This is a genomic window from Amycolatopsis sp. La24, from assembly GCF_029087445.1.
Classification (GTDB): Bacteria; Actinomycetota; Actinomycetes; order Mycobacteriales; family Pseudonocardiaceae; genus Amycolatopsis; species Amycolatopsis nivea.
In genome coordinates this window covers 1-12,540 of record NZ_JARACH010000052.1, presented here as the reverse complement: position 1 = coordinate 12,540, position 12,540 = coordinate 1, and the positions used below count along the sequence as shown (strand labels likewise).

Below are 12,540 nucleotides of genomic sequence, written 5' to 3'. Positions count from 1 at the left end.
GACTGGGATACGGGGAGACACCGTCAGCTCCTGGGGGCCTCCTGCAATGGAAATCCGGCGCAACAACGACTACGAGCTCTTCTTCAGCACCGTGCAGGCCGCGTTCGGCCGGTACTGGCCCGCCTCGGCGGGCAGCGGGATCCTGGGCGCTTTCGAGAGCGAACGGAGCTTGATCGCCCACGCGCCGGACGGGAAACCGGTCGGCACCACCGGCGCGTACTCCTTCGACCTCACGCTTCCGGGCGACGTGCTCGCCTCCGCCGCCGGCGTGACCGCCGTCGGTGTGCTGCCGACGCACCGGCGGCAGGGCGTGCTCCGCGCGATGATGCAGGAACACCTCGCCGACGTGCGTGCTCGCGGGGAGTTCCTGTCGGTCCTGCTCTGCTCCGAAGCGGTGATCTACCGGCGATTCGGCTACGGACCGGCGACCTACACGGAGCAGATGACCGTCGAACGGCACCGCTCCGGTTTCGGCGCCCCACGCGGCGGTACGGCGGTCGCGACTGGCTCCGTCGAGTTGCTCCGGCGCGTCGACTGCGGTGAGCTGCTGGAAGAGATCTACGACCGCTACCGCCGCACCCAGCCCGGCGCGTTGTCGCGTCCGCATCGCTGGTGGGCGCTGGGCGCGGGACACCCGCCGACCGGCCCGGAGCCGCGATACCTCGCCGTGCACCGCGACGCGGACGGCACTGCCGACGGATACGCGAGCTACCTGGTCAACGACGCCGCCCTGACCGTCGACGAGGTCATCGCCGTCGATGACGCGGCGTTCACCTCGCTCACTCAGTACCTGCTGGGGCACGATCTGGTGAAGAAGATCGACTTCCGGCACCTCCCGCCGGGAAACCCGCTGCGCTGGCAGCTGGCGGACCTGCGTGCGGGCGAGCCCACCACGACGGACTGGCTCTGGGTGCGTTTGCTGGACATCCCGCGCGCCCTGACCAGCCGTGGTTGGTTCACGGACGGGTCGCTGGTGCTCGACGTGACGGATCCGTTCCTGGCGGAGAGCGGCCGGTACCGGCTCACGGTGCGCGACGGGAAGGCGGAGTGCGTGCGGACGGATCTCGCGCCGGACTTGTCGCTGGATGTGAGCGATCTCGGGTCGATTTATCTCGGCGGGACTTTGCCTAGTGTGCTGGTGCGGGCTGGGCATGTTCAGGCGCACCACGGAGACGCGGCCGGGGCGGCGGACGCGCTGTTCCGATCGGATCGCGCACCCCACTGCGTGCACTGGTTCTAAACCAGCACCTCCGCCGCCAACCGGCGCGCGTACGCCGCGTCGAGGCCGTCCGGGCGGAACAGGATTCGGTACATGATCGGGGCCACCACCCGGTCCATCACCGTCTCCGCCGCCGGTGCGGCCTCGCCCCGGGCGACAGCCCTGGCCAGGACCACTTCCACCTGGTCGACGGCGTACGCCGAGCACTGTCCGGCGTTGCTGCCGTCCGGATCGCCGAGCAGCGCGTCGCGGATGTACGCGCGGCCCGCGGGCGAGGACATTTCGTCCAGGAACAGTTCGGTCCACGCCGTCAGGTCCTCTGCCAGCGAACCGTGGTCCTCCGGCGGGGCTTCCGGGCGCAGCCGCTCGACCGCGACGTCCGACAGGAGTTCCTGCAGGTCGCCCCAGCGCCGGTAGATCGTCGACGGCGTGACGCCCGCGCGGGCGGCGACCTGCGGCACGGTCAGCGCGTCCCGGCCCGATTCGGCGATCAGGTCGCGGACGGCGGCGTGCACCGACTCCTGGACTCGCGCGCTGCGCCCGCCCGGGCGCACCATCCGCTTCTGGCTCACCGTGCCACTGTAAGCCGCGCCCGTTCCAGTGCGTGTCCGGTCCGCAGCAGCACGGACTCGCCGTGCGGCCGGGCAAGGAGTTGCAGCCCGATCGGCATCCCGTCGGGATCGTCGCCGATCGGGAGCGTCAAGGCGGGCACGCCAGTGATGTTCGCAGGGGCCGAGAGCCGGATGTACGCGTCCGAGACTGTTTCGACGCTCCCGTCAGACCAGGTGACAGTCTCCTGTCCGGCGGGAACGGCGGTGGTCGGGACGGTCGGCGCGGCGAGGACGTCGATCTTGTCGAACATCCGCGTCCATTCCTGGCGCATGAGGGTGCGGGCGCGTTGGGCACGCAGGTAGTCCCCCGCGCTCATCAGCTCGCCGGCTTCGAGCAGGACGCGGACGTCGGCGGTGTACTGGTCGGGCACGCTGCGGATGCTTCGTTCGTGATACGCCGTGGCCTCGGGAACCATCAGGCCCCAGTGCGTCGCCTGGAGGTAGCGGGTCATCGGGATTTCGACGTCAACCAGCTTCGCGCCCAGTTCGACGAGGTGGTCGATGGCCTCGCGGACGGCGGTTTCCACTGCCGGGTCGAGGTGGTCGAAGTAGAAGTTGCCAGGGACTCCGACGCGGAGGCCGGTCAGGTCTTCGCCAAGAGGGAAGTACTGTCCAATAAGGACGGACAGGACCAGCGCGGCGTCCTCGACGGTGCGGGTGATCGGGCCGACATGGTCCAGCGACCAGGACACCGACGTCACGCCGTTCCGCGGAATGAGCCCGTAAGTCGGCTTGAGGCCGACGACTCCGTTCAGCGCGGCGGGGACCCGGATCGAACCGCCGGTGTCGGTGCCGAGGGCGAAAGTCGCGGCACCCGCGGCGACGGCCACTGCCGAACCGCCGCTGGATCCTCCGGCGACGCGGGACGGGTTGCGCGCATTGTGCGTCTGCGGAGTCGTGAGGCCGTAAGCGAATTCGTGCGTGTGTGTTTTGCCGAGGAGGACCGTTCCAGCGGCCTTGAGCTGGGCAGCGACGGTGCTGTCCCGCTCGGCACGGTGTCCGGCGCGGACCTGGGAACTGGCGGTGGTCGCGGTTCCGGCGACGTCGATCAGGTCCTTCAATCCCATGGGGATGCCGTGCAGCGGGCCGCGGAGGTCGCCGAGTTCCGCGGCTTCCGCACGAGCCCGATCGGCGTCCACCGAGACGTACGCGTGCAGCCGGGGTTCTACCTCTTCGATGCGCGCCAGGACATCTTCGACCAGCTCCGTCGGCGACACCCGGCGGTCCCGGATCGCGGCAGAGGCTTCGGTGAGAGTGAGGTCAGCGAGCGACATGGCTCTCCTCCGCACGGTAGAGGGAAGCCGGTGGGGTGTCGCCGAAATCCAGGTCGCGCAGGACAGTCACCACGGAGTGGATGTGGTTGGCGACGGCGGCGACGTCGGAATGCCGGGCGGCAGCCAGCGGCAATCCGGCTCGGGCGGCCAGGCTCGCCGCCTCCTCGGGGGTCAGGTCGGACACAAGGACTCCTAAAAGCTAAACATTTGCGTTAAGCGACAGTAGCGACTACCGTGGCTTAACGCAAACATGTTGCGTTAAGGAGGCGTTGCCCATGTCCTGGACCGTCGGCGAGATCGCTGTCCACCGGATCGACGAGATCGAATTCCCCGCCGCGACCGGGCCCTGGCTGCTTCCCGGCGCGACCGCGGAGGTCGTCTCGGGCGAGGACTGGCTGCGGCCGGACTTCGCCGACGGCGGCGCGATCCGCTTGCACAGCCACAGTTTCGCGTTCGAGAAGGACGGGATGAAAATCCTCGTGGACACCGGGATCGGCAACGGGAAGACCCGCGCCAACCCGGCGTGGCACGGTCTCGGCACCGGATACCTGGACGCGCTGGCCGCCGCCGGGTTCGCGCCGGACGAGGTGGACCTGGTGCTGCTCACCCACCTGCACGCCGACCACGTCGGCTGGAACACCCGCGAGCAGGACGGCGAGTGGGTGCCGACGTTCCCCTGCGCGCGGCATGTCACCGCGCGCGTCGAGCGGGAGTTCTGGGCGGGCTACGCGATGGACGAACCGCGGCGGCAGATGTTCGAGGATTCCGTGCTGCCGGTGGAACGCGCGGGTCTGCTGGACCTGGTCGACGTCCCGGCGGACGGAGTGGAAATCGTGTCCGGCGTGCGGTTGCTGCCGACGCCCGGCCACACGCCGGGGCACGTCTCGATCGAACTGCGCAGTGCCGGCGAGACCGCGCTCATCACCGGGGACGCGGTGCACCATCCGGTGCAGTTCGCGCACCCGGAGATCGGCGCGTCGGTGGACATCGACCCGGCGGAATCCGAGAAAACCCGCCGCCGCCTGCTCGCCGAACTGGCCGATTCGCGCGCGCTCGTACTGGGCACACACTTCACCCCGCCCACCGGCGGCCACCTGGTGCGGAACGGGGCCAGCTACCGGCTCGTGGAAAAGCCGTGAAGGACTCCTTGGGGGAATCTGATTCCCTCAAGGAGTCCTTCACGGACCTCAAAACCGCCCGGGGTGCTCAGTCAACGGACGCACGGGCTTCCTCCTCCGTCTTCCCGGCCACCGAACCAAGATCGACCGACTTCGTCTCCTTCGCCAGCAACGAGGCCACCAGCGAAATCAAGCCCATCACCGCCAGATAGACCCCGATCGCATATCCGGTGCCGAACTTCGCGTACAACCCGATCGCGATGATCGGCGCGAGCGAACCAGCCAGCACTGACGCCAGGTTGTACGCCAGCGAAACCCCGGAATACCGCACCTCCGTCGGGAACAATTCCGCGAAGAACGCGCCGATCACCGAGCTGTACGCGGCGAAGATCAGCAATCCGCCTGCCACCGCGACCGTGATCAATCCAGGACTGCGCGTGTCGACCAGTGCGAAGAACACGAACGCCCACACGATCGTCGCCACCGAGGCGACCACGTAGATCGGCCGTCGTCCGATCCGGTCGGCCAGCAGGGCGAACAGCGGAATCGTCACCACCGCACAAGCCTGCCCGACCAGCACCGCCGTCAATCCGACCGAACTGTCCATTTTGAGCACAGTCGTGACATAAGTGATCACGAACAACGAGAACAGATAGAACCCGGCGTTCTCCCCGAAACGCGTTGCCGCGGCGAGCAAAACACTGCGCCAATGCTTGCGGACCACCACACCGGCGGGCAGCCCCTTCGGCTTCGGCGCTTCCTTGAACAACGGAGTTTCCGCGACATAAAGCCGCAACCACAACCCGATCAAGACCAGCACCGCGGACAAGCCGAACGCGATCCGCCAGCCCCAAGAAAGGAATTGCGCCGACGGCATTACCGCGCCGAGCACCGCCAGCACCCCGGCGGCGAGCAGATTCCCCAGCGGCGGCCCGACATTCGGCCACGAAGACCAGAACGCGCGACGCGCACTACCGCCGTGCTCGGACACCAGCAGCACGGCCCCGCCCCATTCGCCGCCGAGCGCGAATCCTTGCACCAGGCGACAGACGACGAGCAGCAATGGTGCCAGCACACCGACCGCTTCGTAAGTGGGCAGCAGGGCGATCAAGAACGTCGAAGCACCCATCAACAGCAAACTCGCGATGAGCGTCGAACGCCGTCCTTTGCGGTCGCCGAGGTGGCCGAGCACGACCGCGCCCAGCGGACGGGCCAGGAATCCGACGGCGTAGGTGGCGAAAGCGAGCACCGTGCCGACCAACGGGTCGTGCGAAGGGAAATACAGTTTGTTGAAGACCAAAGTGGACGCGGTGCCGTACAGAAAGAAGTCGTACCATTCGACGGCGGTGCCGGCGAGACTCGACGCCGCCACCACCCCCAGCCGCGTGTGCGGGCGTTTTCTGTTACGTTCGCGAGAGGTATCGGCCATTTCGGCTCCTGTGGTCGGAGGGTCCGTGACGCGGATGAAGTGCTGATGCCGGAAGCCTCGGTGGCTGTTGGCGCAGCCACCGAGGCGTGCTCCCCCCTGGGAACTGCCTCAGAAGAACCAGTGCACGGGCTCGTTGGCCCGGTCGGCGACGTCGGCGAACCGGCCCCCGTGGAACGCCAGCGGGTCGCCGTCGCGCTCGCACACGCTGCGCACGTGCCCGAACACGACCACGTGGTCGCCGGCGACCAGATGCCGTTCGACGTCGCATTCGAGGTGCGCGAAGGCGTCCGGGATCACCGGCACGCGGTGGCGGCCCTCGGTCACCTCCAGCCCGGCGAAGTGGTCCTCGCCGCGACGGGCGAAGCGGAGCGCGAGCTGTTCCTGCCGCGCGGACAGGATGTTGACCGCGAACCGGCCCGCCTCGACGACCGCGTCGGTGCTGCGCGCGCCGGTCGTCAGGCACACCAGCAGCAGCGGCGGGTCGAGCGAAACCGACGTCAGCGAGTTGACGGTCATCCCGTGCGGCACCCCCGCCGCCCGGGTGGTGACCACCGCGACGCCGGTCGCGAAACGCCCCATCGTGCGGCGCATCGTCATCGGGTCGACCTCGGCCGAGGAAGTGATCATGACGTTCTCCTTGCGAAGGGAGCGGCGGTCCCGTGACCGCCGCTCCCGAACGGGCTCAGGCGGGGTAGCGGACCTCGAACGTGACGACCCCCTCGTCGGTCCGCCACGGGCCGTGCGGCATGCCCGGCGGACGGCAGGCGTACATCCCCGCGGTGAACGTCCGGCCGAGCGTGAGGTCGGTGAACGAGCCCTCGAGAATGTAGACCTCCTCCCAGAAATCGTGCTTCTGCACGCCCATCGGCGTCGAATCGGCACCCGGTTCGTACCGCAGGATCCGTGTCGCCACGCCGGTTTCCGGGTCCTTGGCGAGAATGCGCTCGGTGATCTTCGGATCGTCGCCCGGGCACACTGTGAAGGCGACGTCGGTCACCGGGAAGAATTCGTGTTCCGGTTTGCTCATCGGGTGATCGCTCCGTCGAGGTCGTAGCTGGACAGGAAGGCGTCGATGTCGCCGAGCGCGCCGTCGAAGCCGTAATTGCGGAAGGCGTAGCCCTTCACCACGAACGGCGCGCCCGCGTAGAACATCTCGTACTGGTGGTGCCGTCCGGCGAATTCGCTGCCGACGACGTCCCAGGCCAGTTTGAACAGCTTCACCCGCTCCTCGGCGGGCGCGGACGGGCTGTAAATGTATTTGTCGATATCGGCGCGGGTCTCCGGGTTCGTCAGGTCCGCGACGCTGGAGGGCACCTGCAGCACACCGCCGCCGACCAGGTCGCGCAGGATCGCCAGCAGCCGCGGGTACAACTCGGCCTGTAGCCCCATCGCGCCGTACACCGCGCGAGAGCCGGGCCGCCACATGCCGTTCTCGTCCGGCTCCGCGGTGTACTCAGCCGCCAGCACCGCAGATTCCACAATGGACGCGAGACTCGCCAACTCACCGAGCTTCTCGACCACGCCGGGGAATTTGTCGACCCCGTTGACCGCCGCGACCTTGCGCGCGAGCCCGGCGATGAACTGCGTCTTCACCATGAACCGGATCTGCGCCTGCCAGTTCCCGAAGACGTGCGCACCGGTGTCGAAGAACTGCCGCCGCAATCCCGCGACATCGCGGTAAACGAACACTCGGTCCCACGGAATGAAGACGTCATCGAAGACGACCAGCGCGTCGGTTTCGTCGTAGCGCGAGGTGAGCGGATAGTCGTATTCACTCGTGGCGGCCGGCGCGTACGGACGGCGGCAGTAGAGCTTAAGTCCTTCTGCGTCAACGGGAACCGCGAATCCGAGCGCGAAGTCAGCGTCCTCCGGTCCGAGCGGTTTGATGCAAGACACGAAGATCTCGTCGGCCACCGCGCCGCCGGTCGCGAGCATCTGCGCACCGCGGATCACGATGCCGTCCTCGCGCTCCTCCGCGACTCCCGCCTGGATCAGGTCGCCTTCCCAGGCGTGCGCGGTCGTCGCCCGCGAAACCTGCGGCGGAATGATCGCATACGAAACGTACAGATTCTCTTCCAGCACGCGCTTGTGGTACGCGGCGATGTTGGCCGAAAAGTCGCGCTCCCCTTGCGAAAACGCCTCTGGATGCGCGGAGAACGCCGCGACGAACGCGCCCACGTGGTCCGGGCTGCGGCCGACCCAGCCGTGCGTGTGCCGTGCCCAGGTGGTCGCCGCTTCGCGGTACGCCTTGAGGTCTTCCCGGCTGCGCGGCGGCGTGAACAGACGGTTCACTGTGGACCCGGACGCCGGGTCGGTGACCGAGATGCCGGATTCCGGGTCGGCCGCGAGGTCGAAGAGTTCCGCGATGGTCTTCGCGATCGGCGCGAACGCCGGGTGGTGGGCGACGTCCTCGACCGGCGCGCCGTCGAGGTAGATCCGCCGGGGGCCTTTCAGTGCGGCCAGATAGTCGGCTCCGCTGCGCATCACTCGCTCCTCTGTTTCGTTTCGTACGCGTGGGTCAGGGTCGGGCCGCCGGGCAGTTCCAAGTGGACGCGCCAGTACGCGCCGTAGGTGAATTCGCCGCCGAGCAACGGCAAAGTGCCGCAGTACAGCGCGAAATCGCCCTTGACCGGACCGAGCCGGTCCAGCAGATCCGCCGGATGCCGCAGCGCGGCCAATTCCCCCTTCTGGTACGGACATCCGTCCACACTGGAGTCCGCGACGACGTGGTCCCAGTCCGGAATGGACACTTCGGTCCCGAGCTCGGCGACCACTTCCCCGAGCGGCTTCGGACAGGCCGCTTTGGACAGTGCTACTCCGTCCCGCTCGAGGTCGCGGTCGGTGTGATCGGACCCGACCCCGAGGAAATACCGCCCCTGGTGCCGGATCAGCACCGGTTCGACCTCCCCGGACGTCCCCGGCGCGCTCACCCCGACCACCGGCTCCGTCGTCAGCAAGCCCGTATCCAGATGGTAGAACGCAGGCACCGTTTCCGGTCGCGGCACCCCGATCGCCGCCAATTCCGCGATGTGCTCCTCGACCGCGGCCTCGTCGCTCCCGGTGTACCCGGCCACCACCAGCCGCGCCGGGGCGAACGCCAGTTCCTCCCCGGTTCCCGCGACGTGCAGGGCAATCGTGCTCATACTCCCGCTCCCGTGAAGTCTGCTGTGGACACCGGCCACCGCCGATCGGCCAGCACCGGGAACTCCGCCCGCACCGTGTCCACAATGGATTGGTCTATTTCGCAGCGCAGCACTTCCTCGCCGGTGCCCGCCTCGGCCAGCACAGTCCCCCACGGATCGACGATCCGGCTGGTACCCGCCAGCTCGACGCCGCCGTGCTGGGTGCCGGCCGCGTTGACCGCGATCACCAGGACCTGCTCTTCCACCGCCCGGCACGAGGTGAACATCCGCCAGTGCTCGCGCCGCGCCGTCGGCCACGCAGCCGGGACCACGACCGTCTTCGCGCCGCGATCCACCAGCCCGCGCCACAATTCGGGAAACCTCAAGTCGTAACAGGTCGTCGCCCCAATCGGCCCAAGTCCCGTTTCCGCGACGCTGAGCGTTTCGCCCGGTGTAAGCAATTCCGCCTCACGCGAGGCATATCCGAAGACGTGCACCTTGCGATAGGTATGCGCGATCGTGCCGTCCGGCGCGAGCAACACCGCGGTATTGAACAACCGCCCGGCCGCATCCCGCTCGACCAAACTTCCCACATGCACATACGCACCAAGGCTCCGCGCCCACTCGCGCCCCGCCGCGACCGTCGGCCCGTCAAGCGATTCCGCCTCGTCCGGATACGCGTCGAACGAGAAGTACCCGGCCGCCCACAACTCCGGCAACACCACGAGATCAGCCCCGCGCGCCGACTCGACCAACTGGCCAGCCCGCACCCGGCGGTCCGCCGCCGTCTCGTCCGGCGGACTGGCGAGTTGCACCAACGCGACCTTCACAGCCGCTCCCCGACTCGCAGTGCCGCCATCGTGCTGGAGAGATGCTTCGCCAGCGCCTCCCCCGCCACCTCCGGCTCACCACCGCGCAACGCTTCGACGATCGCCGCGTGCTCAGCCAGCACCGTGCCCGCCCGGGTCTCGCTGCCCGCGACCGCGCGCAACCCCATCCGGACCTGCCGCTCCCGCAACGATTCGTAGAACTCGGCCAGCACCGGGTTCCCGGCCCGCCGCACGATCGCCCGGTGAAACGCACGGTCGAACTCAATGAACCGCACCGGCTCGTCCACCACCTCGCGCTGCTTCGCGAGAATGTCGTCCAGCTCGCCGAGAAAGGTCTCGTCGACGCGCTCGGCGAGCTTGCGGACGCACCAGTCCTCGACCAGCTCGCGCGCCTCCATCACCGCCCGCACCTCCGCGTCGGAGATCGGCGGCACGAACGCACCCTTCTTCGGCACGATCTCGAGGAACCCCTCGGCCTCAAGCCGAAGCAGAGCCTCCCGCACCGGCGTCCGAGACGTCCCCGCCGCCTCGGCAACCTCCGATTCGGTGAGGAACGTCCCGCCGTCGCGAGGCAGCTCGGCAATGCGCTGCTTGAGGAACCGATAGGTGACGTCCTGCGCGGACCCGGCCCGCCCAGCCTGTCGTACACTGCTCATGGACAAGATGTATACATCACGCATGGCAGGCGGGCAAGGGGTGTTTGCCGAGGTTGAGCGGGTGTGCCGGGTGGGGATGGCTCGTGTTCGCCTGCGGAGGAGGGTCGCGTTGCCCCGGGGGCTCGGGCTCGCTCGCGGAGGAGGGTGCGTGTTGTCGGGGAGGCGGCTTGGGGGCTGTGGTCCCGATGGGCCCGCGCGGGACCTCGTGTTGGCGCCGTGATGGGTCGCGCTGAACGTCGGGGCGACGCCCTGAATTGTCGCCTGGAACGTCCTGTCACTGCGGTAGCCCTCGTGCCTCCGCCGCAACGTCCTGTAACGGCAGTTGCCCTGGCACCTCCCCGACGCGGTTGCCCTGATGTGTCACCCCTGGCCGGGCGAATCCGCGACGACGGCACCCGGTTCGAGCCGCTGCCTGAGCACCGATGACGGCGCGTCGACCGAAGGCATCCCGACTCGCCCTGCGCGACTGCACGGGATCCGCTGATCAAAAGACGACCCCTTCATCCGCCAAGTAAGCCGGTCACCTCGCCCTCACCACCTACCCGAAAAGTGCCTTCTTGGCACCTTGATCACCCGCCGCTTACGGTTCCGGAGCCACCTTCGCACCACCCGCTTGGAGCCTCCGTGAACCACTTCGCCGTCACTGGCGCACATGTCTTCGACGGTGAGGACTCACTCGGAACCGTCGATGTCGAGGTCGCTGACGGAAGAATCGCGAGCGTCGGCGGCACCCGCCCCGAAGGTGTCGACCTCATTGACGGTGCGGGCGCCACGCTGCTGCCCGGCTTGATCGACGCACACACGCACACCGACGAGCAGTCGCTGCGCCAAGCGTTGACCTTCGGAGTCACCACCGAATTCGACATGCTCTCGATGCCGCAACAGATGATTCCGGTGCGCCGCAAGGTCGCCGCCTCGAATAACTTAGCTGACGTGCTGTCTCCGTCCATCGGTCTCACCCCGACGGGCGGACATCCGCAGCAGCTGAGAAAGGGCGACCCGCCATGGCCGACTGCCACGCGTCCGCACGAGGTGGCGGCGTTTGTCGAGGCCCGGATCGCGGAGGGTGCCGACTATCTCAAGGTCCTGGTGGAGGACGGCCAGCTTTTCGGTAGCGGCAACCTGCCCAGGCTCACTCCCGAATTGGTCGAAGCGACGGTTCGCGAAAGCCACAGTCGCGGGAGAATGGTGCTGGCGCACGCGATGACCGTCGAGACCGCAGGACAGGTCGTCGACGCCGGAGTGGACGGACTCAGCCATCTGTTCTTCGACCGTCCGCATACCGCGGAGTTGATCGACAAAATCGCCGCCGCCGGTGTGTTCGTCATTCCGACGTTGACGGTAATCGCGTCGATCACCGGCGAACCCGCTGGCCGCCGACTCGCTGAGGACCGGCGGGTCCTCCCCAAGCTGACTCCGGAATGGCTCGAGAACCTGTCCGGCGCGATGGCCACGAGCCCGCGCGAACACTTCGGCTACGCAGTGGAAACGTTGGCAGCACTGAAGAACGCCGGAGTCGACATCCTGGCGGGCACGGACGCAGCACACCTCGGTGCGCCAGGGACGGCCCACGGGGCGAGCCTGCACGACGAACTGCGCCTTCTGACAACGGCGGGCTTCACTCCGACCGAAGCCTTGCGGGCAGCGACCTCGGTCCCCGCTCGACGCTTCGGTCTGCCCGACCGCGGCCACATCAAGCCCGGACTGCGCGCAGACCTCGTACTGGTCGACGGCGACCCTACGGTCACTATTGGCGACACCCTTTCGATTCGTCGCGTGTGGCGGAACGGATCCTGAGCCGCCGCGGTTCCAGGTGGGGCGGCGACTCAGGATCGGGGCGACGTCACGCCTGGCGGGGTCCTGGCGAGCATGCAGGATCCCGGTTGCGACAAGACGTCCGACCACCGCACAGATTCCCTGCGGTCAATGCGACATCGAAACCACCGCACAGCGTGCCAAGCTATCGCGCAGCAACCCGGCCGCCATGCAACATTCCGAACGACCGCGCGGAGTCCCGGCAACCACGCGACATCCTGCCGCCGCATAACATCTCCACGACCCCCGCGACGTCCCGGCCACCACGCGCCACACGGCATCCTACGATGCGTGCGGCGTGCGGGCAGCGACATAACATTCAGACGTCACATGGCATCCTGAGGTTCACCCCGAATGGTGGACAGGGGCTTACGAGGGGTTCAGGCAGCCGTTCGGAGTGCCTGCTCGAAGTTGTCGGGGCTGAGCATCCCGATAGCGGAGTGCCGCCGCACACTGTTGTAGAAAC

Annotated in this window: 13 protein-coding genes; 3 read left to right on the top strand and 10 right to left on the bottom strand. The window is 68.0% G+C overall.

The features are described 5' to 3' along the window. The first annotated feature begins 46 nt into the window (after positions 1-46). Entirely contained in the window at positions 47-1,240 is a 1,194-nt protein-coding gene (locus tag PUT80_RS34580) for a GNAT family N-acetyltransferase (protein WP_275294647.1), read from the top strand. Here PUT80_RS34580 and PUT80_RS34575 read toward each other — a convergent pair. From PUT80_RS34575 to PUT80_RS34565, 3 genes are read right to left on the bottom strand one after another with little or no spacing between them, the layout of a single operon-like run. After that, a complete protein-coding gene (locus PUT80_RS34575) occupies positions 1,237-1,791 on the bottom strand; it encodes a TetR/AcrR family transcriptional regulator (RefSeq protein ID WP_043840193.1) in 555 nt (184 codons plus the stop codon). The two genes, PUT80_RS34580 and PUT80_RS34575, sit on opposite strands and share 4 nt — an antisense overlap. After that, positions 1,788-3,104, bottom strand: coding sequence for an amidase (locus PUT80_RS34570; RefSeq protein WP_275294646.1), 1,317 nt, complete (start codon positions 3,102-3,104; stop codon positions 1,788-1,790). Before PUT80_RS34570 ends, PUT80_RS34575 begins: the two co-directional genes overlap by 4 nt. Next, entirely contained in the window at positions 3,091-3,288 is a 198-nt protein-coding gene (locus PUT80_RS34565) for a hypothetical protein (RefSeq protein ID WP_037814852.1), read from the bottom strand. The genes PUT80_RS34570 and PUT80_RS34565 overlap by 14 nt, the downstream gene beginning before the upstream one ends. Before the next feature lie 91 nt (positions 3,289-3,379). Between PUT80_RS34565 and PUT80_RS34560 the strand changes: the two genes are divergently transcribed. Next, positions 3,380-4,243 carry an MBL fold metallo-hydrolase gene (locus PUT80_RS34560; protein ID WP_238607310.1) on the top strand — a complete coding sequence of 288 codons (864 nt, stop codon included), beginning with the start codon at positions 3,380-3,382 and terminating at the stop codon, positions 4,241-4,243. Positions 4,244-4,310: 67 nt separating this feature from the next. On the opposite strand, the gene PUT80_RS34555 is transcribed toward PUT80_RS34560, so the two are convergent. From PUT80_RS34555 to PUT80_RS34525, 7 genes are all read right to left on the bottom strand, one after another. Beyond that, positions 4,311-5,651, bottom strand: coding sequence for an MFS transporter (locus tag PUT80_RS34555; protein ID WP_037814848.1), 1,341 nt, complete (start codon positions 5,649-5,651; stop codon positions 4,311-4,313). 108 nt (positions 5,652-5,759) lie between these two features. Further along, complete coding sequence (locus PUT80_RS34550; RefSeq protein WP_037814847.1) at positions 5,760-6,278, bottom strand: flavin reductase family protein; 519 nt, start codon at positions 6,276-6,278, stop codon at positions 5,760-5,762. A gap of 55 nt (positions 6,279-6,333) precedes the next feature. Further along, positions 6,334-6,678 (bottom strand): cupin domain-containing protein, encoded by a 345-nt coding sequence (locus PUT80_RS34545; protein WP_043840232.1) that lies wholly within the window; start codon positions 6,676-6,678, stop codon positions 6,334-6,336. Then, complete coding sequence (locus PUT80_RS34540) at positions 6,675-8,135, bottom strand: 4-hydroxyphenylacetate 3-hydroxylase N-terminal domain-containing protein (protein WP_037814842.1); 1,461 nt, start codon at positions 8,133-8,135, stop codon at positions 6,675-6,677. Before PUT80_RS34540 ends, PUT80_RS34545 begins: the two co-directional genes overlap by 4 nt. Beyond that, entirely contained in the window at positions 8,135-8,794 is a 660-nt protein-coding gene (locus PUT80_RS34535; RefSeq protein WP_275294645.1) for a DUF2848 family protein, read from the bottom strand. Before PUT80_RS34535 ends, PUT80_RS34540 begins: the two co-directional genes overlap by 1 nt. Then, complete coding sequence (locus PUT80_RS34530) at positions 8,791-9,603, bottom strand: carbon-nitrogen family hydrolase (protein WP_275294644.1); 813 nt, start codon at positions 9,601-9,603, stop codon at positions 8,791-8,793. The genes PUT80_RS34535 and PUT80_RS34530 overlap by 4 nt, the downstream gene beginning before the upstream one ends. Beyond that, entirely contained in the window at positions 9,600-10,259 is a 660-nt protein-coding gene (locus tag PUT80_RS34525; RefSeq protein WP_275294643.1) for a GntR family transcriptional regulator, read from the bottom strand. The genes PUT80_RS34530 and PUT80_RS34525 overlap by 4 nt, the downstream gene beginning before the upstream one ends. A gap of 624 nt (positions 10,260-10,883) precedes the next feature. Between PUT80_RS34525 and PUT80_RS34520 the strand changes: the two genes are divergently transcribed. Further along, positions 10,884-12,056 (top strand): amidohydrolase family protein, encoded by a 1,173-nt coding sequence (locus PUT80_RS34520; protein WP_275294642.1) that lies wholly within the window; start codon positions 10,884-10,886, stop codon positions 12,054-12,056. The last annotated feature ends 484 nt before the right edge of the window (positions 12,057-12,540 follow it).

Coding starts and splice junctions, on each gene's coding strand:
- PUT80_RS34525 (WP_275294643.1), bottom strand. CDS start 10,259: ATGAGCAGTGTACGACAGGCTGGGCGGGCCGGGTCCGCGCAGGACGTC.
- PUT80_RS34550 (WP_037814847.1), bottom strand. CDS start 6,278: ATGATCACTTCCTCGGCCGAGGTCGACCCGATGACGATGCGCCGCACG.
- PUT80_RS34540 (WP_037814842.1), bottom strand. CDS start 8,135: ATGCGCAGCGGAGCCGACTATCTGGCCGCACTGAAAGGCCCCCGGCGG.
- PUT80_RS34570 (WP_275294646.1), bottom strand. CDS start 3,104: ATGTCGCTCGCTGACCTCACTCTCACCGAAGCCTCTGCCGCGATCCGG.
- PUT80_RS34580 (WP_275294647.1), top strand. CDS start 47: ATGGAAATCCGGCGCAACAACGACTACGAGCTCTTCTTCAGCACCGTG.
- PUT80_RS34555 (WP_037814848.1), bottom strand. CDS start 5,651: ATGGCCGATACCTCTCGCGAACGTAACAGAAAACGCCCGCACACGCGG.
- PUT80_RS34535 (WP_275294645.1), bottom strand. CDS start 8,794: ATGAGCACGATTGCCCTGCACGTCGCGGGAACCGGGGAGGAACTGGCG.
- PUT80_RS34545 (WP_043840232.1), bottom strand. CDS start 6,678: ATGAGCAAACCGGAACACGAATTCTTCCCGGTGACCGACGTCGCCTTC.
- PUT80_RS34560 (WP_238607310.1), top strand. CDS start 3,380: ATGTCCTGGACCGTCGGCGAGATCGCTGTCCACCGGATCGACGAGATC.